Raw genomic sequence first — 22,112 nt, 5'->3', positions numbered from 1 at the left:
CCCTCCCCTCAGCTTTGCTTGCCGTTTGCGTCACGTGTGACTTTCATATCAGAGATCGGAATGTAGCCTTGATCTTTTACGATACTTTTCTGTACTTCATCGCTGTTCATATAGTCAAGAAACATTTTTGTAAGGCCTGACGCTTCATCTTTCGTATAAGAGTGCTCGTAAGCCCAAATCGGATACTCGCCTGTGACGACGTTTTTCTCTTCCGGTTTGATGCCTCCGATCGATAAAGGCGTTACTTTGTCATCGTTTATATAAGAGAATGCCAGATAACCGATAGCTCCCGGCGTTTCCGCAATGATTTTTTTGACTGTATTGGAGGAATCCTCTGTGATGCCCTCAGCAGGATCTGCTCCGTCAAGCGCGTATTTGACGAACGTAGCGCGTGTTCCTGATGAATCAGGACGGTTCACGAGTGTAATTTTTTGATCTTTACCGCCAAGCTCTTTCCAGTTTTTAATTTTTCCTGTAAAGACGTCTGTCAGCTGTTTTTTGGTTATATCCTTTACGCCCGCACCGGGGTTGACCGCAGCCGCCATCGCCACTACCGCTACTCGGTGGTCTTTTAGGGCTTTCGCATCAATGCCTTCTTTTTCTTCAGCAAAGACATCTGAGTTGCCGATTTGCACTGCCCCTTCAGACACTTGCGAAAGACCTGTTCCTGAACCCCCCGCTTGCACCTGCACATCAGCATCCGGATGTTTTTCCATAAACTTTTCCGCCGCTGCCAGTACTAACGGCTGCATGGCTGATGAACCAGAAATGGTTAAAGAACCTGATGCTTTTTTATCCTCACTTGCAGATTGACTGTCTGTCTTGCCGCTTTCCTTTGCATTTCCGCATGCTGCAGCAACAATCATAACAGCAGCCATCAGAAGCATAAGCATCCATTTGTTTTTTTTCATTTCCTGAATTCCCCCTGCATTTAATGTGTAATTTGTCCTACAGGTCTAGAGTAAAGGGTTCTTGTAAAATACGTATAAATCAAGTGTTAAGGTTTTGTAAATCCGGATGTTTTTTTGTATAAAAAAAACGCTCACAGATTGTGAGCGTTTTTCTATTAGTTGTTTGTATTGCCGTTTTCAGCGTCTTCCTGAATTTTATCTTCGTTTTTCTGCTTCGTATTATTATCTTCTTGTTTCTTTTTCAGCTCAAAGTATTTGTCCAGAGCTGCTTCCCCGATGTCATTAGTTATTGAATACCTGTCATTGTAATTTTCATAAGCCCATGGAACCACTACCGAAATAGCAACTTCAGGATGATCTGCAGGAGCATAAGCCACCAAAGTTGTGTTATAAGTAGAAGCACCAGTTCTTGATTTTATAGGCCCATCATAGAAAGCTTGTGCTGTTCCGGTTTTACCGGCAGGGTGATAACTTTTATTAGCAAAATTTGCTCTCGCAGTCCCTTGAGCTCCATTCATAACAAGTTTAAAACCTTGCTGAACACGTTTAATTTCACTTTCCGTCATATCAAGACGGTTCATCACTTCCGGATTAACAGATTCAACGACGGCCCCGATACCTTTTTTTGAAGGTTTTCTTACTTCTTTCACGACTTGGGGCTTCATACGATAGCCGCCATTAGCAATGGTCGATACATACTGAGCCATTTGAAGCGGAGTGTATGTGTCATATTGGCCGATCGCAAAATCAAGCAAGAAACCTGACTGTCTTTTAGTTCCCACATATCCTGTAGCTTCGTTAGGCAGATCAATTCCTGTTTTTACCCCTAAACCGAATTCACTGAAGTAATAACGAAATTTATCAAATGCGCTGTAGTCAAGCGGAAGTGAATGTCCTGATATATATTTACCCTTACCAATTGCAATCGCAGTTTTGAACATATAAACGTTAGATGAACGCTCAAGTGCAGTTAAATCATTTATCGGCCCCATTACACTTACCGATTTTTTAGGAGGGGAGCCTTTAATATTTAAAACTTCATCCGTAAATATATTTCCGATTTTAATAGCACCTGTTTGATAACCTGTTAACAATGTTGCCCCTTTTACAGCTGAGCCCATGTTATAAGAGGAAGTCATTGTTCCTAGTGCATAATCATCAATTTTATATTTGCCGCCTGCTTGTTTAATCTGTTTACCCGCCATTGTAAGCACTTCTCCATTACGGGGATCCATCATTACGACAAATGCTCTGTCAAGCAACTGTGTACTCGGTCTTGCCTTTGCAGCCCTTAAATTTTTCTCAATAATTTTTTCAACGTCTTTTTGCAATTCGGTATCTATAGTGAGCACTAAATCATCCCCGGCTTTACCTTTTGAAACCGTTTCTGTATCTGTTACGTTTCCAGAGGAATCTGTCACATTTCTCACTTTCTCTTTTTGGCCCTGCAGCAGATTTTCATATTGATACTCTAAATAACTTTTTCCTACTCTGTCATTCCTGCTGTAGCCGAGTGACAAATAATGCTCAAGAAGATTTGAAGGGAGTCCCTCATTGGAGCTCGAGACACTGCCGAGAACTGATTTTAACAACCCTTTATTTGGATAAGACCGTTCCCAGTCAGACGTCACGTCAACTCCCGGCAGTTCATCCAAATGTTCGCTGACGACGGCCATTTCTTTTGCCGACACCCCTTCATTTTTGATGTATTGAGGCGTCAGTGAGTAGCCTGAATCCATCTGCCTTTTGATCGCAAGGATCTGCATATCTTTTGAAGTGAGCTCATTCAGCTGTTTGTCTGTGATGCGTTTCAGCTGAAGCTGATATAAATCATCTTCAGACAGTTTTTTGTCTTCAGCTTTTTGCTTTTCTTCGGCCGTAATCAGTTTTTTCGCTTCATCAGGCCTGGTTAACATCCAATAGTCTTTTTTATCCCGCTCAGTCACCTTTTTGGTGCTTACCTTAATCATACCCGACAGTTTTTTTGCGATTTTTAAACGCTGCGCCTGGGTGGTTGAGGCTGAACGTGTATATGTAATCGCATTTAATGCTTTATTCGTTACGATGGGATTTAGGTTCCGGTCGTATATTTTCCCTCTCGGAACCGCCGTGCTGACATCAGACTCCTCCTGCTTATTAGCGGCGTTTTTATAATCATCACCCTGAACGATCTGCTTGATGCCAAGCTCGACGATAATCCAAGTGAAAATAAGAAACGCGGCCAAAAACAAAAAATTAAGCCGGATCGGCAGTGATTTTTTCTTTTCTTTATTTACAGCTATTTTCTTTTTATTTCTCCTCATGACATCACCTTTTCTTATTTACAGAAAGAAATGACACCTTCTGTTCAGGTGCCATTTTTCATTCTAAAGGTTTTTTCGATATTTTTCTACAGATAACCCTTTTATCTTTCTCCTTTTATAAAATTCGGTTCCGCCGCCTGTTTTTGTCGGTCTTCTTCTACTGTTTCATCAGAAGTTTCCGTATCCAGTTTGATGTCTTTTATAAAGTAATAAATCAGCGGATGCCCGGCTCCGAGCAGCACGAGCGCCGCCGGTATCCCAACTTTTTCCTTGAACAATGTAACGATTACAAGGAAACAAAGGATGGAAACGATCCGGCCCGCATTTAAAAATAACTCCCTGAGCACAATGTATTCAATTCTGGCTTTTCTGGCAAGCCGCGCCCGGCCTATCACATCATATGTAAGCGAGACATACGGCACGAGCAGAACTGGATAGCCGATCGCAATAAACACTCCGTACAAAAGGAGCGTCGTGAAGCTCATTTTAAAAATGATGAGAAACAGGGCGCCGTACAAGATCAATCCGCCGATAAGAATCGCCTTTTTCCGCGCTCTTTTTTTGATGAGCCTTGATGCAAAATAATAGGCAAAAAAAGAAACCGCGGAATTGACGAGACCGAATGTTCCGAGCGCCAGCTCACTGTTTGTCGCAATGAATACAAATACGCTGATTAAAAAAACAAAAATCCCTTCTCTCAAGCCTTGAAAAAAGTGCGCGTTGGTAATCCGGCGCCAATTCAGATTCGTGTGGCGCTCATCAAAAACTTTTTTCAGCATAAACCGGCCTTTCGACTCCCTCCGCTTCAGAAAAAAGCTCATGACCACAGCAAGGGCAAATAAGCCGAGCGACAGGCTGAAAATGATTGTATAACCCGTATTGTTTTCAAGTCTTGAAATGACATATCCGGCCACAATCGGACCGATCATGCCCGCCGATGAAGACAAAATGCCTAAAAACCCGTTAAAAAAATCTCTCGTTTCCGGTTCCGTGATTTCGAAAGTCAGCACATTAAAAGCCAGCCAGTAAAAGCCGTATCCAACTCCGAGCACGGCCCCTATCAAAACGAGACGGGAAGCCGCAGTTTCTCCGGCAAGCAGCACACTTAAATAAAAAGCGGCCAAAAAGATAACGCCGAACCTTAGAATAAACACCCTGTCAATTTTTTTAGCCAGCCGGCCCGCCAGCAGAAAGGTAACCGGCTGCATCGTCACGACCGACAAATTGTATATGGCCAAATCAATAAATTTTCCCGACTGCTTCCACAAATACACGTTGACAAATGTATTTGACAGCGCGATGCCCAATGAGTAAAGGCCGCCAATCGTCAATAACAGCAGCAGCCCTTTATTTATTTCGATGTCGCCGATAATTTTTTTTATTTTGCTCATCATTGACTCCCCTTTACTACACATTAGTTTGTCTCACTCAAACTGAGATATGTAAAAGGAATCAAAGTCAATAAAAAACAAGGCCTCCCGCGGGAGACCTTGTGATCATTCAACTCAATTATTTTGCTTCGCTGTAAAGACGGGCAACTTCATCCCAGTTCACAACATTCCAGAAAGCTGAAATGTAATCAGGACGGCGGTTTTGGTAGTTCAGGTAGTACGCGTGCTCCCAAACATCAAGACCGAGAACAGGTGTTTCACCTTCTGAAAGCGGTGAATCTTGGTTTGGCGTGCTTGTAATTTCAAGTTTGCCGTTGTTTACAACGAGCCAAGCCCAGCCTGAACCGAAACGGCCTGCAGCTGCTGCGGCGAATTTTTCTTTAAATTGATCGAAGCTTCCGAACGTGCTTTTGATCTCTTCAGCAAGCTCACCAGTCGGTTCGCCTCCGCCGTTCGGAGATAAAAGAGTCCAGAATAAAGAGTGGTTTGCATGTCCGCCGCCATTGTTGCGGACTGCCGTGCGGATGTCCTCCGGCACTGCGTTCAAATCAGCAACAAGCTCATCTACAGATTTCTCTGCAAGCGCAGATCCTTCGATCGCTTTGTTGAGGTTTGTCACGTATGTGTTATGGTGCTTCGTATGGTGAATCGTCATCGTTTCCTTATCGATATGAGGTTCTAAAGCATCATAAGCGTAAGGCAATTCTGGAAGTTTGTAAGCCATAATTTTTTCCTCCTTTAAATATATGTACTGAAATGCCGCTTAACGCGAACTTTTCTAATCTCAATGTAACAAAAGAAAGCGTGGTAATCAATGAAAAAGCTCACAATCCGGCGATTCCAGCAGACATATTACACTTTATCCGTTCACGGCCGAAATTAAACCTTTCTAAAGCACCGTCCATAAGAAATACCCGATCATAAAGAGCTGAATGACGCCTTTTGCCGCCACGCTTGTTAAAAAGCCGATTAACGAGCCGAGCCCCACTTTTGCCGCGGACTTGATATCCTTTTGATGAACAAACACCTCAGCGCAGAGAGCACCGATAAACGGGCCTAATATAATGCCTGCCACGGGAATAACGAAGGGCCCGATCAATAATCCGATCGTGCTTCCCCAGATTGCCGCCCTGCTTCCTCCGTATCTTTTAACGCCAAGTAAATTTGACACATAGTCAGCTGCGAATAAAACGGCCGCAAATACCGCCTCAATGAGCCAAAACAGGTAAGAATAAGGACTGAAGGAAAACAAAAATCCGTAGAGAAGAAAACCGGCCACAATAAAAATAACGCTTGGAATCACCGGATATACAAGCCCGATAAAAGCAATGACGAAGACCGCAATGATCATCAGCCAATACAAAACACTCATGACAAAAACACCCTCCTTTGTTTTGCGGGCGATCACCGCTTCCCGCTTTATCTTATTATGTATGATTCCTTATCACCGCTTTAAATACTCTCACTTGTGTTCATCCCCTGTGAACGATACAATAAGCAACATATACCAGTTTAGGCTAGGAAGTGAAGATGTTGAACATATTTACGGCTTTATTGAAAAGTACATACTCTCCGGCAGATATTGCAAAAACACGGTTTCAGGGGATAGGAAAAGCGATCCTTTATGTATTTTTGCTGTCTGTCCTTTTTACGCTGCCAAGCGCTTATTACCTTTGCTCCGGCACCGTAAACTCAATGAACGGTTTCAAAACCGTGTTAAAGAAAGATTTCCCTGATTTCAGCATTTCAAACGGAGAATTGCAGACGAAAGCGTCCGCCTCTAAGGAAACGGAAGCGAACGGGTTCGTCATCGTGTTTGATCCGACAGATGCTTACGGCGCGAAACAAATAGCGGCGAAACAAAATGCGATCGGCATTTTGAAAAATAAAATGGTGCTTGCTGTAGACGGACAGGCGACAGAAATGAATTATTCGCTGATGCCTGCTGATATCACAAAAAAAGAAATCATATCAGCATTAAACCAAAATAAAACAATGATCGTCACCGTCCTGTCCGTTCTGCTGTTCATCATGACAGCGGCCGGAAAATTCATTGAAGTATCATTTCTCGCCGTCATCGGCCTCATATTGAAAAATGCGCAAAGAAAGACATTGAATTACCAGCAGCTCTGGAAGCTTTCGGCTTATTCCATTACACTTTCGACCATATTCTTTACGATCATGCGCGCGCTTGTTATTACGGTGCCGAGTGAATTTTTAGTGAATTGGTTTGTAAACTTTATCATCCTTTTCCTCGTCTTAAAAGAGATACCGCCAAGAAAAACAGCTGTGTAACAAAGACTGCCCCCGGCGGTCTTCTTTTTTGTCATGAACAAAATGGGACAAGCATACAATGAAGTAAAAATGTATGCGGGAGGCGGTTGGAATGAAGCGGCTTACTTTTGTATTCGGCAGTTTATTTGTGATATTCATTATCTTTTACGATCTTAAAATCGGCACGATCCCTTCTCAAGACCTTCCAGCATACGCAGCGGCGGCACAGCCAGCCCGACAGGAATCTTCATACAGAACGGTTACGGTCAAAAAAGGCGATACGGTGATGTCGATAGTCGGCGCACATAAAGCGCCAGATGATATTGCACAAGATTTTGAAGCGCTGAATCCGAATGTAAAAGCAAACGCCATTCAGGCAGGCACCGCTTATAAATTCCCCGTCTACCGCAATTAAACGTTAATTTCTTGTCAGTTCGGCAAATACACTGTTACAATATAACATGTAAATAGAAGTTGCCTGACATGTAAAAGGCTCAGCCTGCAAAAGCGGTAACTACAATTAAGGAGCGATTGACAAGTGAGTGAAATCACACATCGTACAAAAACGCGTCCCGTCAAAGTGGGACCTTTAACAATAGGCGGAAATAACGAAGTCGTCATTCAGAGTATGACGACGACCAAAACACACGACGTAGAAGCAACAGTTGCGGAAATCAACCGTTTAGCCGAAGCCGGCTGTCAAATTGTCCGGGTGGCATGTCCGGACGAACGCGCCGCTAACGCAATTGCCGACATCAAAAAACAAATTTCCATCCCTCTCGTTGTCGATATTCATTTTGACTACAAGCTTGCATTAAAAGCAATTGAGGGCGGGGCCGACAAAATCAGAATCAACCCGGGAAACATCGGCCGCCGCGAAAAAGTGGAAGCCGTCGTAAAAGCAGCGAAAGAAAAAGGAATTCCGATCCGGATCGGCGTAAACGCGGGTTCTTTGGAAAAACGCATTTTAGAAAAATACGGCTATCCGACTGCTGACGGAATGGTTGAGAGTGCGCTTCATCATATCAAAATCCTGGAAGACCTTGACTTTCACGACATCATCGTCAGCATGAAAGCGTCTGACGTCAATCTAGCCATAGAAGCATACGAAAAAGCTTCAAAAGCATTTGATTATCCGCTCCACCTCGGAATTACAGAATCGGGCACGCTGTTTGCCGGAACGGTAAAAAGCGCGGCCGGACTCGGAGCGATTTTAAGCAAAGGAATCGGAAACACGCTCCGGATCTCTCTGAGCGCCGACCCGGTTGAAGAAGTAAAAGTAGCCAGAGAACTCCTGAAATCATTCGGTCTTGCTTCAAACGCGGCTACGCTTATTTCATGCCCGACATGCGGACGGATCGAAATTGATCTCATCAGCATCGCAAATGAAGTGGAAGAATACATTTCTAAAGTCAAAGCGCCGATTAAAGTAGCCGTTCTCGGATGTGCCGTTAACGGACCGGGCGAAGCAAGAGAAGCTGATATCGGGATTGCCGGCGCGCGCGGCGAAGGACTTCTTTTCCGCAAAGGCCAAATCGTCCGCAAAGTCCCTGAAGAAACCATGGTCGAAGAGCTGAAAAAAGAAATCGATAAGCTGGCGGAAGAACACTACGCAAAGCTTGAAGCGGAAAAAGCAAAAGCAGAACAAGAAGCACAAAAAGCTTGACGGATATTCCGCCAAGCTTTTTTTGCGTTGTGTTAAAAAAACGGTGTAATGAAGATGCCGAGCACAAGGGAAACAATACCGATTCCCATCGCCCATCCGCCTAAAGCGCCTGCTCCTCTTCTTCTGGCGATATAGCCGACGATAATGCCGCATGCCCCTAATAAAACAGGGAGCACAAACAGGGAAATGATAGAAATAGCCAATGCTGCATACCCTATCCCCCGGCCTTCACTTACTCCGTCCCGGTTATCATCACGGTCTGCTGCCCGGTCAGAAGCACGATATGGCTCTGAAATTTCAGCCGCTGTTTCTTCTGAATAAACATCACGCGTGATATCGGTTCCTTCCGATCCATGATCCACATAGTAGTCGTTGCCTTTTCGATTTTCGTAATCGTATGCCACCTTCAATTCCCCCTTTTTCTTTTATGAAAGGAGCTTTTTTAGTTTCCGCGTTTTTTACGGATTCATGTTTGCTAAACTTTTCTGGTATTGTTAATTGTTTATGTTACACTTGAAGGGATGAATTTATAGGAGTGTGGACATGTTACGGTTAGGTATAGATATTGACGGCACAGTTACGGCACAGGATACATTTGTCCCTTATTTAAACCGCTCATTTCATCTTTCCATTACCTTGGATGATATGACTGATTATGATCTGACGAAGCTTTTGAACATTACAGACGAGGAATTTTGGGAATGGATGAACGTTCATGAAGCAGCCATATATAAAGAAGCGAAGCTCGCGGAATTTGCCAAGCAGGCACTGGACGGACTGAAAGAAGAGCACCGTCTGATCTACATTACGGCAAGACGCGGCCACTTAGAAGATGTTACGCTGGACTGGTTTGCAAACCGGGACATTCATTACGATCACATTGAGCTTGTCGGAGGCCATCACAAAGTGGAAGCCGTCAAAAAACACGGCATTGATTTATTTTTCGAAGATCACCACGGCAATGCGACAATGATCGCAAAAGAAGCAGGCATTCCGGTTATCCTTTTTAACTCCCCATATAATCAGCTCCCCATCGATTCCAATATTATCAGGGTGCAGAATTGGCTTGAAGCCGTCGCCTGGATTAATAAAAACAAACATAGCTTTCAGCATGTCAAAAGCTGAAAAAACCTCCTGTATAAGCAGGAGGTTTTTTATCGGCACGCCGGACAGGTGCCGTAAATTTCAAACTTATGGCCGCTGATTTCATACCCTTCCAAATCATCGTGCAGCTTATCCATCGGGCAGGACTCAATTTCCTTCGTTTTCCCGCAGGTTAAACAGATAAAATGGTGATGATGATGGGTATAAGAGCATGTAAAACGGAACAGTTTTTCTCCGGAAAGCTCCGTCGTTTCCAAAATGCCGAGTTCTTCATATAACGAAAGATTTCTGTATATGGTATCAAAGCTCAGACCCGGATAGTCGTCATTTAATGCGGCAAGCACGTTTTTGGCGGTCAGATATTTATCAGAATCAGCAAAAAGCTGCAGCATGTCTTCTCGCTTACTCGTATATTTATACCCTTTTTCTTTCAGCAGGTTCAACGCTTCTTGTACGTTCATGAGGACCTCCCCTTTACAACACGGTATCGCTCCAAAAAGAAAATGGCAGCTGTCTGAACAGCAGGCCATTTTCTTATGATGTATCAAATTATACCTATAAAATGATGAAAAGTAAATGAAAGCCTAGTGAATCGCGGTTTTGAACTTACCGCCCCTCGTTTCATGGGTATTCATGATCGTAATAAAGGCGTTTTTATCAATTTCAAACACAATGGATTTCAATTTAGTCACTTCAAGCCTTGTCACGACCGCGTAAATGACTTCTTTGGTTTCATCCGTATATCCGCCTTTCCCCTGAAGCTTGGTGGTTCCCCGTCCAAGCCGGTGCAATATAGCATCTGAGATCTCAGCATATTGCTCTGCAACAATAATGACCGCTTTTGTTTCATCAAGCCCCTGGATGACGGCGTCAATCGTTTTCATGGCAATATAATAAGTCATGAAAGAATACATTGCCTGCTCCGGACCGAACACAAAACCGGCCCAAATGAAAATAAACACATTAATGAGCATAACGAATTCCCCGACTGAAAAGGGCAGCTTTTTCGTGAGAAGGATACCGAGGATTTCAGTACCGTCCATCGAGCCTCCGTTTCGGATGACAAGGCCTACCCCGAAACCGAGCAAAAGCCCGCCGAATACCGTCGCCAAAATAGGCTGGGTCGTAATGGCCTCCACATGGTGCAATGAGGATTCAATCAGCGCTAAACCGACGATTCCGATAACAGTAGAGATGAGAAATGTTTTTCCGATATATTTATATCCGAAAATCATAAATGGAATGTTGAGTAACACAACGAATAAGGCAAAATTGAGGAGGGGATTGGACATAAAGAGGTGGTCTAAAATTAATGAAACACCGATAATGCCTCCGTCGATAAAATTATTAGGGACCAGAAACAATTCAATACTTACGGCGGCTGAACCCGCCCCGATCAGAATCATAATGACCCTGAAGATAAAGTGTAAAAATGATTCTCTTTTATGCTGTTTATTTGGGGTCATAAAATCTCCTTTCCTATAATAACTATTTTAAACAGTAAGCAACTTAATTTTACCATTAAAAGCTGTAACATTTTAATGATCTGCTCAATACATTATGTCTAAAGAGGTGAAAGTATCGATGATTTTAATACAAAGAATTATTTTGCAGCGGCTCAATCAAGTCACTGCGGACGATCTGCTGAAATATTCCAAGCAATACGGGATCAGCATTACAAGAAGTCAAGCGGCTGAGGTAGCGGCTCTGATGCACGGAAAAAACATCAATATTTTTGATGAACAGGAGCGGCTGCGCCTCCTGAAAAAAGTGGAAACGATAACCTCAAAAGAAACGGCGAGGAAAGTTGACGAACTTTTCAATCAATTCTCTGGGTAAAAAAGGAGGGACACCCGCCCCTCCTTTCTTTCTTATTGAGCTGATATTTTTTCAAGAAGCTCCTTATCAAACTGCTTTTCTTTCAGCATTTCGATTTCAAAACGGTACGGCGGCTTCTTATTTTTCTTGTCTTCGCCTACATACGGCGTTTCGAGGATTTTCGGAATATCGGCAAGCTGCTCGTGATGAACGATGTACTGCAGAGCGTCAAAACCGATCTCTCCGAACCCGATATTTTCATGGCGGTCTTTCCGGGCGCCTTTGATATTTTTACTGTCATTCACATGAAGGACTTTTATCCGATCGATGCCGACGATTTTATCAAACTCGTTAAGAACACCGTCAAAATCATTAGCGACATCATACCCGGCGTCATGGGTGTGGCAAGTGTCAAAGCAGACGGATAGATGTTCATTATGCGTGACTCCCGCAATGATCTCGGCCAACTCTTCAAAGCTTCTCCCGCATTCTGATCCTTTGCCCGCCATTGTTTCCAGCGCAATCTGCACGTTTTGCCCGGGAACAATCACTTCGTTTAAACCTTCAATAATTTTTTTGATGCCCGTCTCAGCCCCGGCTCCGACATGCGCCCCCGGATGAAGCACGATCTGTTTCGCGCCGATCGCTGCCGTTCTTTCAATTTCAGAACGCAGAAAATCAACGCCCAGCTCAAACGTTGCCGGATTTGTCGTATTTCCGATGTTAATGATGTACGGCGCATGCACGACAATCTCGTCGATGCCGTTTTCCTTCATATGGGCGCGGCCCGCTTCGATATTCAAGTCTTCAATTTTTTTGCGGCGCGTGTTTTGGGGAGCGCCCGTATAGATCATAAATGTATTCGCCCCGTACGAAACGGCTTCCTTGCTTGCGGCAAGGAGCATATGTTTTCCGCTCATTGAGACGTGTGAACCTATTTTCAGCAACCCGATTCCCCTACTTTCCTTTGTTAGATTTGTTTCTTCTCTGCTTTCTTTTTATCTTTTCCATTTCGTAGCCCATTTTCTTTTTATAGCCCGGCTTCACTTTTTTCGGTTTTTTCACGAGGCGCTTCGCCATTTGGTCGGCCTCATTCTCGGATTTTTTGCGTTTTTTGCGGCGGTGGCGGTCATCGCCTTTCTTCCATTCGCCGTTTACAAGCTCCGCATAGTCAAACACAATGCCCATCTTTTCGAGTCTTACGAGCGCATCTTCGTCAGAAAGCTCATAAATGGTCAGTGCCTGGCCTGATGAACCCGCGCGTGCAGTTCTTCCGACACGGTGAACATAAAAATCCAGATCGTCCGGAAGCTCATAGTTGATGACGTGGCTTACGCCTTTAATGTCAATTCCTCTTGCCGCAAGGTCTGTCGCAATGACATAAGTGAATTCCAGATCATTAATCTGCTTCATTACCTTCTTACGCTCACGCGGCGTTAATCCCCCGTGGAGAAGACCGACTCTCATTCCTTTTTCAGTCAGGTATTTCGCAATATGGTCAGCCGTGTTTTTCGTATTTGCAAACACAATGCCCAGATAAGGGTTCAGATGAGACATCATATCAAAAAGCAGTTTGTCTTTATCACGCTGTTTAGAAGGAATCAACACATGTTCAATCTTTTCGGCTGTGATTCTTTTCGGCTCAACATGCGCGTACTTCGGATTTTCCATATACTTTTTCAAAAACGGCTTCAGCTTTTCCGGAATCGTAGCTGAGAACACAAGCATCTGCAGTTCTTCCGGCATACGCGATCCGATGTAATCAACGTCTTCTAAAAAGCCCATGTCAAGCATCAGATCAGCTTCGTCAATGACGAGAGACTGCGCTTTATAGACGTTCAATGCCCGCGCCTTAATCAGATCCGCGATCCGGCCCGGCGTTCCGACGACGAGATGAGGCTGTGTTTTCAGCTTATCAATTGATTTTTGCTTGTCCGTCCCGCCGATGAAGCATTTTGTCCGGATCGGCTCATCTTCCGCACCCTGTGTGATTTTGAGCGCTTCCTGATGAATCTGATTGGCAAGCTCTCTCGTCGGCGCCGTGATAACAGCCTGTACCGTATCAGAACCCGGATCAATCCGATTCAAAATTGGCAATAAATAGGCGTGGGTTTTCCCCGTCCCCGTCTGGGACTGCCCGATCACGCTTTCGTTTTTCAGTACGGCAGGTATCAGACGCTTTTGAATATCTGTCGGTTCATAAAAACCAAGGCGGTGAACTGCATCTATAATAAACGGTTTTAAGTTGTATCCATCAAATTTAGTTTCTTTCATTTTTCCCAGCTCCTTAAAGCGGCACATTCTGTGTCCATCATCACATTATAACCGATTTTACTTAAAAACACCATGTCTTGGGGGAATCCTGTTTTCGAGACAGAAAAGCAAATGCCCCCTCCGATGCATATTGTAATAGCAGAGAGACAGAAAGGAGGTACAAGTATGTTTCCACAGCAGCCGATGAGAAATATGGCGCAGCAGGGACGGCCGTTTATGAATCCGCGTATGATGATGGGAGGAAGACCGTCATTGCCGGGACGGCAGCTAATGCAGCAGGGACGGCAGCTTTTCCCTCAGCAGCAGATTGCCGGAGCGGGCCTGAGAAACGCAGGCACGGGCGGCGGAGGGGGCTTAAAAGGGATGCTTTCCCGTTTTTTACCCGGTTCAGGAGGAGGAAGCGCTGCCGCGTCGGCACCGGCGGCGGCCAGCGGAGGAGCAGGTGCAGGACTGCAGGGAATACAGAACCTGGCAAGTCCGGCATCCCTGTCGAGCATGCTCGGCAACGTTCAGAAGGTGCTCGGCGTGGCGCAGCAGGTTACGCCGATGATCCAGCAGTACGGTCCTTTAGTACGGAGTCTGCCCGCAATGATGAAGCTTTACAGCCAATTAAGCAGCAGTGATGACGAGAATGAATCTGACGAGACGAAAGAAACAGACGAACAGGACAAAAAGGATGAAGCTGAAAAAACAGATGAAACAGAAGATGAAAACAAATCAGACGCCTCATCCAAAACATCAAAGAAGACGTCCGAAAAAGCATCCGCTTCAAAAGAAAAAGACGCCGCACAGGCAGACTCAGCGGAACAGCCGCGTCCAAAAAGAACATCGGGCAGATCAAAGCCGAAATTATATATTTAACATTCTTTGATATCTCACGAAAGATTAGCTATAATGAGATCAGAAGAATGCAAGATTTGAGCCGTTTAACTACGGCTTTTTATATTGCCTCTACACTCACTTTTGATAGGAGGACATCTACATTGGACGTTATCAAAATATCGCCGCGCGGCTACTGTTACGGCGTTGTTGATGCCATGGTCATAGCCAAAAACGCGTCACTCGATAAAACACTGCCAAGACCTATATATATACTGGGAATGATTGTTCATAATAAGCATGTCACAGATGCGTTTGAGGAAGACGGCATTTACACGCTTGACGGCACAAACCGTCTGGAGATTTTAAAGCAGGTGGAAAAAGGAACCGTTATTTTCACGGCTCACGGGGTATCTCCGGAAGTAAGAAAAGCCGCTGAGGAAAAAGGGCTTGTTACGATTGACGCCACATGCCCGGACGTCACGAAAACACATGACTTAATCCGAAAAGTAAAAGCTGAAGGTTATCACGTCATATACATCGGTAAAAAAGGCCACCCCGAGCCTGAAGGAGCCGTCGGCGTCGCTCCTGAAATCGTTCATCTCGTTGAAACAGAGGAAGACGTGAGAAATCTCGATATTCAGGCTGAGAAATTAATCGTTACAAACCAAACGACAATGTCCCAGTGGGACGTCCACGATATTATGGAATCAGTCAAAGAAAAGTACCCGTACGTGGAATACCATCAGGAAATCTGCCTGGCCACACAGGTTCGTCAAGAAGCTGTATCAGAGCAGGCAAAAAAAGCGGACTTAACCATTGTTGTCGGTGATCCGAAAAGCAATAACTCCAACAGACTGGCGCAAGTGTCAGAAGAAATCGCCGGAACAAAAGCCTACCGAATCGGAGACATCAGTGAACTGAAGCTCGAATGGCTGAAAGACGTCAATACCGTCGCCGTTACCGCAGGCGCATCAACACCGACACCGATTACAAAGGAAGTCATCCGCTTTTTAGAGCAGTTTGACCACAACGATGAATCGACATGGCAGCTTGAACACAGTGTGCCGCTTAAAAAAATCCTTCCGAAAGTAAAAATAAAAAACTGAGGCCCGGGGCCTCAGTTTTTTTATAAGAAGGTAAATGGGTTTGTATCTGTTTCGGAAGCGAAAATGCGCACATCATAGTTTTTCTCCCCGGCCATTGCCGTAAGCTTCTCAGCCGTGCCTTTTCTCATGATCTTTTCAGCATAATGCCCCGGGTCCACGACGTTTAATCCGATCATCATTGCATCATGCGCTACATGGAAATAAAGATCGCCCGTCACGTAAACATCTGCACCCTTCCGCTTTGCCTGATAAATATATTTATTTCCGTCACCGCCAAGAACCGCGACTTTTTTCACCTTGCTGTTTCGCTCTCCGACCATCCGGACTCCGTTAACGTCAAACTTTTCTTTCACAAACAGCGCAAACTCTTCAAGCGTCATGTCTTGCTGAAGTTTTCCGATGCGGCCGAGCCCTTTTTCAAGCGGAGACTGCTCCACCGGATAAATATCATATGCCACCTCTTCATACGGATGGCTTTTTTTCAGCGCTTTTACGACGGTTTTCTCCATACTTGCCGGAAAAACGGTCTCAAGTCTCACTTCATGGACGAGTTCCAGCTCTCCCGTCTGTCCGATAAACGGTTCTGCCCCGTCCAGCGGCTTAAAGCTGCCGATTCCCTCAGAGGAGAACGCGCAATGGCTGTAATTGCCGATATGTCCCGCTCCGGCGTTGCCAAGTGCGGTTCTTACAGCTTCTTCATAGTCTTTCGGAACATAGATGGCAAGCTTTTTCATCGGGTCCGAATATGTCGGGACGAGCACTTCTGTGTCTGTCAGGCCGAGAGCTTCGGCAAGCAGATCGTTCACACCGCCGTCCGCCACATCAAGATTCGTATGAGCCGCATATACGGCAATATCATGCTTTATACATTTCTCAATCAGTCTTCCGCCAGGCTGATCAGTGGTGATCTGTTTAAGCGGCCGAAAAATCGGCGGATGGTGGGCGATAATTAAGTCAACTTTTTTCTCAATGGCTTCATCTACCGTTTGTTCCAGAACATCCAGTGTCACCATGACATTTTTCACCGGCTTATTCAATGTACCGATCTGCAGGCCGATTTTATCTCCTTCCACCGCAAAAGCCTTCGGTGAAAATTGTTCAAACAGCTGGATGATTTCCTGTCCGTTTACATGTTTAGACATGTCCGATTACCTCCTTCAGCAGAGAAATCCGCTCTTTCAATTCAGCTAATTTTTCATGACTTTCATGCTTTGCGCTGCGGCTGATCTGTTCATAAATTTGTTCAGTATGCTTAAGTTCCTGGCTCCATTTCCGAAGAAACACTTCATTCCTCTCTTTTAATAAAAACGGACCCGCAAGCATTCCGGCAGCCATCGGCACGTCCCGATACGGCGCATCACGGTCGCCAGTTTCCGCAACGAGGATTTCATAATACTTTCCGTCTTCTTCGAGAATCACTTCATCAATCAGTTCATAGCCTTCCTGATACAGCCACTCTCTTATATGAACGGCATGAATATTCGGCTGCAGAATCAGCCGTTCACGCCCCGTCAATTTCGTTTTTCCGGACTCCAAAATATGAGCGATCAGCGCTCCGCCCATGCCCGCGATTGTAATGGCGCCGGCTTCTCCTTTTTCAAGGACGCTCAGCCCGTCACCTTTCCTTACGGAGATAAGAGTGCTTAAGTCCAGTTTTTCCACCTGCTGTTTGGCGGATAGAAACGGTCCGTCTGTAATTTCACCGGCGATTGCCCGGCTTGCCAAACGATTCAAAACGGCATAGCAAGGAAGATACGCGTGGTCCGACCCGATATCAGCAACCAGGGCACCCGGAGGGATATATTCCGCCACAGACTGCAATCTTTTAGATAACTTCATTTCATTCACAATATCACAACTTTTCTCAGGTTCTTTTTCCTTTACTATCATATAAAAAAACCGCCCGGAATCCAAGCGGCGGATAGAGTTTTTCATATGTCTTTTATATAGGGACCGGTAAAGCTTTATTTAATGTCAGAAACCCATTTTGCCATGTCATCCAGCTTTTCGGCCGGCACAAGGCCTGCGGGCATCCCGTTGCCGCCTTTTTCAATTTTTGTTTTAATCTCAGCGACATCTTTTCTTTTGCCGACGCCTTTTAAGTTCGGCCCTGATACACCTTCATAGTTTTCCCCGTGACAGGTGATGCAGTTCGCTTTATAAATCTCTTCAGGTGAAGCGTTTGCAGTTTCCTTCTCGGCATTTTTACTTTCACCGCCGCTTGCGATCTGATGCGCATCTCCATTGCCTTTTACAGCTAAAAAGAAAGTCAGCCCTATTCCCAGCACTGCAATGAGCAAAAAAGGAATCAGCGGATTCCACTTCATATCTCCATCCCCCTTTTTCATTCTCCCCCTATGTAAACACTTCTAATTCTAACTTATTTTTACAAAAAGTAAATGGTCTTGTTCAGCAATTTCTTTGATTTCACAATTTATACAAAAAGCAAAAATAACTGTTTTGTTTATCACAAAATTATCTTTATTCTATTGTATAATGAATTGTATACGCTTACAATAAAGAATATAAATAAACTTATCTCATTTTCCCCCTTTCAGGACATGCCGCATTTTTTCCAAACTCATTTGCAAAACATATGCTTATCCAGTAAAATAAAGGTATATTATCCATATATCTTATACATAAAAAAGAACGGATCAAAAAGACCCGTTCCATTCTATTCGAGAAAATCCTTCAGACGTTTGCTTCTGCTCGGATGTCTCAATTTGCGAAGCGCTTTTGCTTCAATTTGGCGAATACGCTCTCTCGTTACTCCAAACACTTTGCCTACTTCTTCCAAAGTTCTTGTGCGTCCGTCATCCAGACCGAAACGGAGACGCAGCACGTTTTCTTCACGATCTGTCAACGTATCCAGCACATCTTCCAGCTGTTCTTTTAAAAGCTCATATGCCGCATGATCCGACGGAGATGTCGCTTCCTGGTCTTCGATGAAATCACCGAGATGTGAGTCGTCTTCTTCACCGATCGGCGTTTCTAAAGAAACAGGCTCTTGAGCAATTTTTAATATTTCACGGACTTTTTCAGGTGTAAGATCCATGTCTTCAGCAATCTCTTCCGGTGTCGGCTCTCTGCCAAGATCCTGAAGAAGCTGACGTTGCACCCGGATTAATTTGTTGATGGTTTCCACCATGTGAACCGGGATACGAATTGTTCTCGCCTGGTCAGCGATGGCGCGTGTAATCGCCTGTCTGATCCACCAAGTCGCATACGTACTGAATTTATATCCTTTACGGTAGTCAAACTTCTCGACGGCTTTCATGAGACCCATGTTTCCTTCTTGGATCAAGTCTAAGAAAAGCATGCCGCGGCCGACATACCGTTTAGCAATGCTGACAACTAAACGAAGGTTTGCTTCAGCCAGTCTGCGTTTAGATTCCTCGTCACCCTCTTCAATTTTTTGAGCGTAGGTGATTTCTTCTTTAGCAGAAAGAAGATTTACCCGTCCGATTTCCTTAAGGTACATGCGGACTGGATCATTGATCTTTACGCCAGGCGGTACGCTGAGGTCATTAAGGTCAAATTCTTCTTCGGCTTTGGCAAGCTGTTGAATATTAGGATCTTCCGTTTCTTCATTTTCACTAATTAATTCAACACCTTGTTCTCCTAAAAATTCATAATACTCATCCATTTGGTCTGATTCAATTTCAAAGCTGGACATGCGTTCAGCAATTTCTTCATATGTTAAAACGCCACGTTTTTTTCCAGTTTCAGTAAGCTGTTCTTTTACCTGGTCTAATGTAAGTTCTGTTTCTGTTTCGTGGGTTTGTTTATCAGCCATTATGGATCCCTCCTTCCAAAGCTTGCAACGAATTCTAAAAGCGGTATGTTTCTTATCCGACCCGGAAGCCTTCTCTCTTTTTCAGCATGCAGGGCTGCGGATAATAAATGACAATTCATGATGAGGTTAAGCGATCTATTTGCTCCTCCGCAAGGAATCATTGCCAATCAGAACGCAAGCCTCTTTTTGGTGTTACTTTAATGATCGGTTCAATGCAACAATTTCTTGAGCCAGAGACGCAGCTTTCACGAAGTCTTTCTGCCTCTCCGCATCCGCTCTTTCTGCTTCTTTTTCCTTTATCATTGACCATTTTCGGTGATCCAACACTTTTTTTACGTAATCGGATAACTCGGCCTCTGAGAGCTCCTCGTTTACTTGGAGCATCCCTATATCTGAAAGCAGCTGGCTGATTTCCTCATCCTGCACTCTCGCCATAAGATGCTGCGGCGTCATGTCAGCCCCCTCTTCATATACAGCGTACAGGTATGCTGCCAGCGCACGATGTCCGTCAATGTTAAATTCAAAGCCGACACGCTCAATCACTTTCTTTATGACGTTTCGGTCTCTCAGCATATGAGCGAGCAGAAGTCTTTCCGCGTTCTCATAGGCGGGACGGAGACGGCGCCGTTTTGCTTTTGTCGTCACCCGGGCCCGTCTTGTCTGCGGTTCGGCGTTTTTGTCGCCGGGGGCGTTTTGTCTGGCGTAGATGGAAAGCTGTTCCGTCAAAGATTCTACCGAAAGAGAAAATTCTGAGGCGAGCTGCTTCACATACATTTCCTGCTCAAGCGACCCGGAAAGAGCGCTGATTTCTTTCAGCACTTCTTTCATGTAAGCGAGCCGGTCTCCTTCGTCAGATAAGTTTTTCCCTTTGCGGAAATACTGCATTTTAAAAGCCATGACCGTAACGCTTGCATCAATGATATCGGTCCGGAATTTTTCTCCGCCCCGGGTTCTGATATAATCATCAGGATCAAGCCCGTCAGGCAGCATGCTTACTCTTACCTTACAATCGGCTTTCTGAAGCAGGCCGGCCGCTTTCAGCGTAGCTTCGTACCCGGCTTTATCCGAATCGTAGCAGAGAATGACCTCCTGAACATTTCTCCTGAGGATTTTCACATGTTCTTCGGTGAGCGACGTCCCCATTGTGGCGATACTTTCTTTTACGCCTGAGCTGACGGCGGATATGACGTCAGCGAAGCCTTCAAACAGAACGGCTCTCTCCTCTTTCCTGATCGGCAGGCGCGCCTTATGAAAGTTATACAGCAGCTTAGATTTATGAAACAGCGGCGTTTCCGGGCTGTTCATATATTTCGGCTGCTGGCTTCCGAGCGCCCTTCCTGAAAAAGCCGCCACGGCTCCGTGGTGATCATGAATGGGAAACATAATTCTGTTTCTGAAACGGTCAAAATACCCGCTGCCGTCTTCCCTTCTGATCAGCAGACCCGCTTTTTCCATCAGTTCTTCCTCAAAACCGCGCTTTTTCATGAATTTCGTCATGAAATCCCAGGAATCCAGCGCGTAGCCGATTTCAAACTCATCTATGAGCTCTTTCGTAAAACCCCTTGATAAAAGGTAATCTAACGCTTCCTGGCCTTCCTTTGTATTTATTAGCAAATGATGGTAAAATTTCTTCAGAAGCTCGTGGGCTTCCGCCATCTTCTGCTCTCCGGAAGATTCAGGCCTGGATGCAGAGTGAATCGTTATATCATCAGGGAAATCAATCTGATATTTATCCGCAAGGTGAGAAACAGCTTCCGTAAATGAATAGCCTTCCATCTGCCGTAAGAAAGAGAAAACGTTCCCGCCCGCACCGCATCCGAAGCAATGAAAGATCTGCTTATCGCTGGAGACGGAAAACGAGGGCGTGTTTTCCCCGTGAAACGGACAGAGCCCAAAGTAGTTGCGGCCTTGCTTTTTCAATTGGACATAATCACCTATGACTTCAACAATGTCTGCTGACTGCTGCACCTGATTAACTACTTCATCTGGTATGCGGTTTCCCATCTTATAACACTCCGTCGTACATTATTCGATGTTTTGATTTGAAATCCCTTCATCATTCGACAGGATTTTTTTAAGCAGGGTAACAAATCGATTCCGATCTTCTTTATTTAATTTTTTAGGTCCTTTGGAATGAATGCCGCTTCTTCTCATTTTGCCTGACATATGACGGCTCATCAGAGCGAAGTCAATCGTGTCTTCAGTATAAGAACGGCCCCTTTCCGATAAGACGGCAATATTTCTGTTCAGCAAAAGAGAGGCTAAACCGATATCCTGCGTGACTACGACGTCTCCCGATCTCACATGGTTTGCGATATATAAGTCTGCCGCTTCTTTATGAGGATCAACGTATACCCAGTTCTCGTCTTTGCTTCTGGAAAGCTGGTAGTGTTCAAATGATGCGACGAAAATAACCCGAACGCTGTATTGCGATGCAATGAGCATTATTTCCTCTTTTACGGGGCATGCGTCTGCATCGACAAAAATCGTCTTTTCTTTTTCATTTAGAAGACTAATTCTCCATCCCTCCATCAATCTCCTGCATAAAAACAAGCGAAATCGCATATGCTCCATGACTGCGGATCTATTTTGAGCTTTGTCGAAAAATTTCCGGGAGTTATTCTTGACATCTTACCCATAATAG

General features: G+C 44.7%; 23 protein-coding genes. 7 read left to right on the top strand and 16 right to left on the bottom strand.

Annotation, left to right across the window (positions count from 1 at the left end; translation table 11 throughout):
• Window positions 1-8 precede the first annotated feature (8 nt).
• The 5 genes from BZ167_RS17380 to BZ167_RS17360 all read right to left on the bottom strand — a co-directional run bounded on the left by BZ167_RS17380 (window position 9) and on the right by BZ167_RS17360 (window position 5,977).
• On the bottom strand, window positions 9-911 hold the full coding sequence (locus BZ167_RS17380) for a phosphate ABC transporter substrate-binding protein (protein WP_060674628.1): 903 nt from the start codon (window positions 909-911) through the stop codon (window positions 9-11).
• Between the two features lie 155 nt (window positions 912-1,066).
• On the bottom strand, window positions 1,067-3,214 hold the full coding sequence (locus BZ167_RS17375) for a peptidoglycan D,D-transpeptidase FtsI family protein (RefSeq protein ID WP_015417830.1): 2,148 nt from the start codon (window positions 3,212-3,214) through the stop codon (window positions 1,067-1,069).
• A gap of 101 nt (window positions 3,215-3,315) precedes the next feature.
• Entirely contained in the window at window positions 3,316-4,605 is a 1,290-nt protein-coding gene (locus tag BZ167_RS17370) for an MFS transporter (RefSeq protein ID WP_012118002.1), read from the bottom strand.
• Between the two features lie 118 nt (window positions 4,606-4,723).
• Window positions 4,724-5,329: a superoxide dismutase SodA gene (gene sodA / locus BZ167_RS17365; RefSeq protein WP_032870587.1), complete on the bottom strand. Its 606-nt coding sequence runs from the start codon at window positions 5,327-5,329 to the stop codon at window positions 4,724-4,726.
• A 165-nt stretch (window positions 5,330-5,494) separates the two neighbouring features.
• Window positions 5,495-5,977 carry a DUF456 domain-containing protein gene (locus BZ167_RS17360; RefSeq protein WP_007408301.1) on the bottom strand — a complete coding sequence of 161 codons (483 nt, stop codon included), beginning with the start codon at window positions 5,975-5,977 and terminating at the stop codon, window positions 5,495-5,497.
• Between the two features lie 158 nt (window positions 5,978-6,135).
• Between BZ167_RS17360 and BZ167_RS17355 the strand changes: the two genes are divergently transcribed.
• From BZ167_RS17355 to ispG, 3 genes are all read left to right on the top strand, one after another.
• Window positions 6,136-6,900, top strand: coding sequence for a DUF1189 domain-containing protein (locus tag BZ167_RS17355; RefSeq protein ID WP_014418394.1), 765 nt, complete (start codon window positions 6,136-6,138; stop codon window positions 6,898-6,900).
• Window positions 6,901-6,991: 91 nt separating this feature from the next.
• Window positions 6,992-7,294, top strand: a complete 303-nt coding sequence (locus tag BZ167_RS17350; protein WP_007408299.1) for a LysM peptidoglycan-binding domain-containing protein — start codon at window positions 6,992-6,994, stop codon at window positions 7,292-7,294.
• 132 nt (window positions 7,295-7,426) lie between these two features.
• The gene (ispG, locus tag BZ167_RS17345) at window positions 7,427-8,545 is read left to right on the top strand and encodes a flavodoxin-dependent (E)-4-hydroxy-3-methylbut-2-enyl-diphosphate synthase (protein WP_170936331.1); all 1,119 of its coding nucleotides are present in this window, start codon (window positions 7,427-7,429) and stop codon (window positions 8,543-8,545) included.
• A 32-nt stretch (window positions 8,546-8,577) separates the two neighbouring features.
• Here the strand turns inward: ispG and BZ167_RS17340 are convergent, their stop codons facing one another.
• A complete protein-coding gene (locus tag BZ167_RS17340) occupies window positions 8,578-8,955 on the bottom strand; it encodes a DUF308 domain-containing protein (RefSeq protein ID WP_087920773.1) in 378 nt (125 codons plus the stop codon).
• Window positions 8,956-9,088: 133 nt separating this feature from the next.
• On the opposite strand from BZ167_RS17340, the gene BZ167_RS17335 reads away from it, so the two are divergent.
• Entirely contained in the window at window positions 9,089-9,670 is a 582-nt protein-coding gene (locus tag BZ167_RS17335) for a nucleotidase (RefSeq protein WP_007408297.1), read from the top strand.
• A gap of 29 nt (window positions 9,671-9,699) precedes the next feature.
• On the opposite strand, the gene BZ167_RS17330 is transcribed toward BZ167_RS17335, so the two are convergent.
• Both BZ167_RS17330 and BZ167_RS17325 read right to left on the bottom strand, forming a co-directional pair.
• Window positions 9,700-10,110: a zinc uptake transcriptional repressor Zur gene (locus BZ167_RS17330; protein ID WP_003153018.1), complete on the bottom strand. Its 411-nt coding sequence runs from the start codon at window positions 10,108-10,110 to the stop codon at window positions 9,700-9,702.
• A 123-nt stretch (window positions 10,111-10,233) separates the two neighbouring features.
• A complete protein-coding gene (locus tag BZ167_RS17325) occupies window positions 10,234-11,115 on the bottom strand; it encodes a YitT family protein (protein ID WP_007408296.1) in 882 nt (293 codons plus the stop codon).
• A gap of 118 nt (window positions 11,116-11,233) precedes the next feature.
• Between BZ167_RS17325 and BZ167_RS17320 the strand changes: the two genes are divergently transcribed.
• Entirely contained in the window at window positions 11,234-11,488 is a 255-nt protein-coding gene (locus BZ167_RS17320) for a DUF2624 domain-containing protein (RefSeq protein ID WP_003153013.1), read from the top strand.
• Window positions 11,489-11,520: 32 nt separating this feature from the next.
• Here BZ167_RS17320 and BZ167_RS17315 read toward each other — a convergent pair whose 3' ends face one another.
• Window positions 11,521-12,414, bottom strand: coding sequence for a deoxyribonuclease IV (locus BZ167_RS17315; protein ID WP_014418398.1), 894 nt, complete (start codon window positions 12,412-12,414; stop codon window positions 11,521-11,523).
• 10 nt (window positions 12,415-12,424) lie between these two features.
• Window positions 12,425-13,741 (bottom strand): DEAD/DEAH box helicase, encoded by a 1,317-nt coding sequence (locus BZ167_RS17310; protein ID WP_077392159.1) that lies wholly within the window; start codon window positions 13,739-13,741, stop codon window positions 12,425-12,427.
• A gap of 165 nt (window positions 13,742-13,906) precedes the next feature.
• On the opposite strand from BZ167_RS17310, the gene vrrA reads away from it, so the two are divergent.
• Together vrrA and BZ167_RS17300 are read left to right on the top strand one after the other, a co-directional pair.
• The gene (gene vrrA, locus BZ167_RS17305; RefSeq protein WP_012118006.1) at window positions 13,907-14,602 is read left to right on the top strand and encodes a VrrA/YqfQ family protein; all 696 of its coding nucleotides are present in this window, start codon (window positions 13,907-13,909) and stop codon (window positions 14,600-14,602) included.
• Window positions 14,603-14,724: 122 nt separating this feature from the next.
• On the top strand, window positions 14,725-15,669 hold the full coding sequence (locus tag BZ167_RS17300; RefSeq protein ID WP_012118007.1) for a 4-hydroxy-3-methylbut-2-enyl diphosphate reductase: 945 nt from the start codon (window positions 14,725-14,727) through the stop codon (window positions 15,667-15,669).
• A 20-nt stretch (window positions 15,670-15,689) separates the two neighbouring features.
• On the opposite strand, the gene BZ167_RS17295 is transcribed toward BZ167_RS17300, so the two are convergent.
• The 6 genes from BZ167_RS17295 to BZ167_RS17270 form a co-directional block, all read right to left on the bottom strand.
• Window positions 15,690-16,811, bottom strand: coding sequence for a Nif3-like dinuclear metal center hexameric protein (locus tag BZ167_RS17295; protein WP_031378940.1), 1,122 nt, complete (start codon window positions 16,809-16,811; stop codon window positions 15,690-15,692).
• A complete protein-coding gene (locus BZ167_RS17290; RefSeq protein WP_156886069.1) occupies window positions 16,804-17,508 on the bottom strand; it encodes a tRNA (adenine(22)-N(1))-methyltransferase in 705 nt (234 codons plus the stop codon). Before BZ167_RS17290 ends, BZ167_RS17295 begins: the two co-directional genes overlap by 8 nt.
• Before the next feature lie 125 nt (window positions 17,509-17,633).
• The gene (gene cccA / locus BZ167_RS17285; protein WP_003152999.1) at window positions 17,634-17,996 is read right to left on the bottom strand and encodes a cytochrome c550; all 363 of its coding nucleotides are present in this window, start codon (window positions 17,994-17,996) and stop codon (window positions 17,634-17,636) included.
• 350 nt (window positions 17,997-18,346) lie between these two features.
• The gene (rpoD, locus tag BZ167_RS17280; protein ID WP_003152998.1) at window positions 18,347-19,468 is read right to left on the bottom strand and encodes an RNA polymerase sigma factor RpoD; all 1,122 of its coding nucleotides are present in this window, start codon (window positions 19,466-19,468) and stop codon (window positions 18,347-18,349) included.
• 192 nt (window positions 19,469-19,660) lie between these two features.
• A complete protein-coding gene (dnaG, locus tag BZ167_RS17275; RefSeq protein ID WP_077392157.1) occupies window positions 19,661-21,472 on the bottom strand; it encodes a DNA primase in 1,812 nt (603 codons plus the stop codon).
• Window positions 21,473-21,493: 21 nt separating this feature from the next.
• On the bottom strand, window positions 21,494-22,000 hold the full coding sequence (locus BZ167_RS17270; RefSeq protein WP_007408289.1) for a YaiI/YqxD family protein: 507 nt from the start codon (window positions 21,998-22,000) through the stop codon (window positions 21,494-21,496).
• Between the last annotated feature and the right edge of the window lie 112 nt (window positions 22,001-22,112).

The sequence above is a fragment of the Bacillus sp. 275 genome, from assembly GCF_001999205.1.
Taxonomy (GTDB): Bacteria; Bacillota; Bacilli; order Bacillales; family Bacillaceae; genus Bacillus; species Bacillus velezensis.
The sequence above is the reverse complement of the archived record's forward strand: the minus strand, read 5'-3'. Positions and strand labels throughout refer to the sequence as shown.

Bases quoted from the DNA above. Each gene is read 5' to 3' on its own strand.
- BZ167_RS17370 (WP_012118002.1), bottom strand. From the start codon at position 4,605: ATGAGCAAAATAAAAAAAATTATCGGCGACATCGAAATAAATAAAGGG.
- BZ167_RS17335 (WP_007408297.1), top strand. From the start codon at position 9,089: ATGTTACGGTTAGGTATAGATATTGACGGCACAGTTACGGCACAGGAT.
- BZ167_RS17325 (WP_007408296.1), bottom strand. From the start codon at position 11,115: ATGACCCCAAATAAACAGCATAAAAGAGAATCATTTTTACACTTTATC.
- rpoD (WP_003152998.1), bottom strand. From the start codon at position 19,468: ATGGCTGATAAACAAACCCACGAAACAGAAACAGAACTTACATTAGAC.
- dnaG (WP_077392157.1), bottom strand. From the start codon at position 21,472: ATGGGAAACCGCATACCAGATGAAGTAGTTAATCAGGTGCAGCAGTCA.
- BZ167_RS17295 (WP_031378940.1), bottom strand. From the start codon at position 16,811: ATGTCTAAACATGTAAACGGACAGGAAATCATCCAGCTGTTTGAACAA.
- BZ167_RS17310 (WP_077392159.1), bottom strand. From the start codon at position 13,741: ATGAAAGAAACTAAATTTGATGGATACAACTTAAAACCGTTTATTATA.
- cccA (WP_003152999.1), bottom strand. From the start codon at position 17,996: ATGAAGTGGAATCCGCTGATTCCTTTTTTGCTCATTGCAGTGCTGGGA.
- sodA (WP_032870587.1), bottom strand. From the start codon at position 5,329: ATGGCTTACAAACTTCCAGAATTGCCTTACGCTTATGATGCTTTAGAA.
- BZ167_RS17330 (WP_003153018.1), bottom strand. From the start codon at position 10,110: ATGAACGTACAAGAAGCGTTGAACCTGCTGAAAGAAAAAGGGTATAAA.
- BZ167_RS17355 (WP_014418394.1), top strand. From the start codon at position 6,136: ATGTTGAACATATTTACGGCTTTATTGAAAAGTACATACTCTCCGGCA.
- BZ167_RS17350 (WP_007408299.1), top strand. From the start codon at position 6,992: ATGAAGCGGCTTACTTTTGTATTCGGCAGTTTATTTGTGATATTCATT.
- BZ167_RS17270 (WP_007408289.1), bottom strand. From the start codon at position 22,000: ATGGAGGGATGGAGAATTAGTCTTCTAAATGAAAAAGAAAAGACGATT.
- BZ167_RS17320 (WP_003153013.1), top strand. From the start codon at position 11,234: ATGATTTTAATACAAAGAATTATTTTGCAGCGGCTCAATCAAGTCACT.
- BZ167_RS17380 (WP_060674628.1), bottom strand. From the start codon at position 911: ATGAAAAAAAACAAATGGATGCTTATGCTTCTGATGGCTGCTGTTATG.
- BZ167_RS17290 (WP_156886069.1), bottom strand. From the start codon at position 17,508: ATGAAGTTATCTAAAAGATTGCAGTCTGTGGCGGAATATATCCCTCCG.
- BZ167_RS17360 (WP_007408301.1), bottom strand. From the start codon at position 5,977: ATGAGTGTTTTGTATTGGCTGATGATCATTGCGGTCTTCGTCATTGCT.
- BZ167_RS17375 (WP_015417830.1), bottom strand. From the start codon at position 3,214: ATGAGGAGAAATAAAAAGAAAATAGCTGTAAATAAAGAAAAGAAAAAA.
- vrrA (WP_012118006.1), top strand. From the start codon at position 13,907: ATGTTTCCACAGCAGCCGATGAGAAATATGGCGCAGCAGGGACGGCCG.